Source organism: Chitinophaga sp. (assembly GCF_036566945.1).
Lineage (GTDB): Bacteria > Bacteroidota > Bacteroidia > Chitinophagales > Chitinophagaceae > Chitinophaga.
Window position 1 is genome coordinate 1 of the sequence record NZ_DATCVJ010000835.1, and the last position, 2,286, is coordinate 2,286.

At 42.2% G+C, this 2,286-nt stretch carries 3 protein-coding genes; all 3 read left to right on the forward strand.

Features of this window, described 5'->3' with window-relative positions:
* Positions 1 to 669: response regulator transcription factor (locus VIP81_RS25260; protein ID WP_331967809.1), on the forward strand; the 669-nt coding region annotated here is incomplete at its 5' end.
* A gap of 126 nt (positions 670 to 795) precedes the next feature.
* Positions 796 to 1,605 (forward strand): polysaccharide biosynthesis/export family protein, encoded by an 810-nt coding sequence (locus tag VIP81_RS25265; RefSeq protein ID WP_331967811.1) that lies wholly within the window; start codon positions 796 to 798, stop codon positions 1,603 to 1,605.
* A 3-nt stretch (positions 1,606 to 1,608) separates the two neighbouring features.
* Positions 1,609 to 2,286, forward strand: a 678-nt coding sequence (locus VIP81_RS25270) for a Wzz/FepE/Etk N-terminal domain-containing protein (RefSeq protein WP_331967812.1), incomplete at its 3' end; no start/stop codon positions are given.

The window sequence follows — 2,286 nt, forward strand, 5'->3', positions numbered from 1 at the left end:
CGCGAATTTCTGGAAGACTTTCAGGAGTGTAAAGTTGTATTTGCCAGCAAATCTATTGAGGAGTTTATTGCTTTGCCAGTCATTTATCCGGACGTAAAAGTGATCCTGCTGGACATTACTTTGCCGGGTATGTCGGGCATTGATGGTATCCGGGAAGTAAAGCGACTTTATCCGGAAACAAAAGTGATTGTGCTATCTGGTCATGATGGTAAACAGTATATTATTGAAGCGATTAAAAAAGGCGCCAGTGGTTATGTTATTAAAACGAGCCGTTTGAGTGATATTTACCAGGCTATATTAGATACTATACAAAATGGCGCCACCTTATCTCCCAAAGCAGCACATCAGCTGATCACTCATTTAAATAAAGACCCGCTGGAAGGTATTAAAGATAAATTGACCCGCAGAGAGTATGAGCTGGTGGAATTATTAAAGGAAGGCTACTCATATAAGGAAATGGCGAAGCAGCTGTTCGTAACAGTGTTCACCGTGAACCAACACCTGAAAAAGGTATATCAGAAGTTGAATGTATCTACTAAATCAGAATTGATTTCAAAAATTTGGTCAAATAATTTATTCTCTCTCTTCATTTTTACTGCTATCGATAGTTTTTTTTCAGATTTTAATTTAATAAATATGTTTGCCGGTTTTGCAGACAACCTACTTTAATAAGTAGTAAGATGCCCGTGATTGAAGCAATTTATACTGTAGTAAGTAATTGAATCCGGGAGCGAACAAACGTAATATTGTAGAGAGATACGGAACGTGTGTTAGTGATGATGTAAAATGCCATATATGAGATTGAAAACCTGCTTAACCTGGATAGGATTGGGATTGCTATGCTTCAATTGTTTGTTTACTTCCTGCGTGTCAACCAAAAATGCTGTTTATTTCAGTGATATAAAAGACACCATATTATCGCCGGTAGATGGCGATTTTGAACCCCGGATACAAAAGAATGATATACTGCAAATTAATGTAAGCAGTCTTAACCCGGAGGATGTCATCATTTATAACGTATCCAATATGACTTCTGCCGCAGGCGCAGGAGGGGCCAATGCCGGTTCAGGCGCCATGTTGGGAGGCTTCCTGGTAGATGAACAGGGATATATTCAGTATCCTGTTTTAGGACCGGTAAAAGTAGCTGGTCTTTCGAAAAAAGCCCTCACTGTAAAAATCCACGATCAACTGATACAACAAAAGCTGCTGGTAGATCCGGTAGTCAACATACGGTTCCTTAATTACCGGGTAACGATTCTTGGAGAAGTCGGTAAACCAACGGTAGTGAATGTAACCAATGAAAAAATATCAGTATTGGAGGCGTTGGGAATGGCAGGTGATATAACGGTGTACGGTAAACGAAATAATGTACTGTTAATCCGGGAAGTAGATGGGGAGCGGATTATACGACGACTGGATCTGAATGATAAACGTATCCTGAATTCTCCTTACTACTTTCTGCAATCAAATGATATACTGTATGTGGAACCCGGCAAATCAAAAATAGCGAGTGCAGACCGATCCAGGCAGATACTGCCCATTGTTCTCAGTAGCTTGTCTTTGCTCGTGATTATCCTGGACCGTTTAGTCATTAATAATAATTAGTGTATGCAAAAAGTAAACGGAAATAAAACGCAATCCGGAGAAACGCCATTGAGTATACTAACACTCATCCGTTCCCGCTATCTGCCTTATTGGCCGCTGTTTGCGGCTGCTGTGGTAGCTGCGCTGGCAGGTGCTTTTCTCTACCTCCGCTACGCTACACCTTTATATAAAATATCTGGTGTGTTATTGGTACAGGAAGCATCCAACGGCCTCGGCGCCAGCGATATGCTTCAGTCACTCGACCTGATGGGCGGCGCGAAAACTGTCATGGAAAATGAAATTGAAATACTGAAATCACGTACCCTAACGAAAGCGGTTATACGAAATCTTAACCTCTACGGTGAAGTGATAGAAGAAGGAAAAATAAGAGATGTAGTATTATACAAAGACAGTCCGCTTAAATTCGTTTTCCTGGAACCAGATGCCATACAAATGGCGGCCACCGGCAACTGGCCGTTTACCTACCATGCGGCGGAGAAGAGTGTGGTCATTGCCGGAAAGAGATATCCCGTGGGAGATACCGTACAAACGAGATGGGGTAAAGTATTCATACAGCCACAGGGCCGGCATACGGATACCGCCGCCAGTTATACCCTGCATCTCATGACCGAAAAGCAATGGATGCAGATTTTACTGGGCACCATGAAAATTATGCCAGCCGCCAAAGCCGGCAGTGTAGTG

Bases quoted from the DNA above. Each gene is read 5' to 3' on its own strand.
- VIP81_RS25265 (WP_331967811.1), top strand. From the start codon at position 796: ATGAGATTGAAAACCTGCTTAACCTGGATAGGATTGGGATTGCTATGC.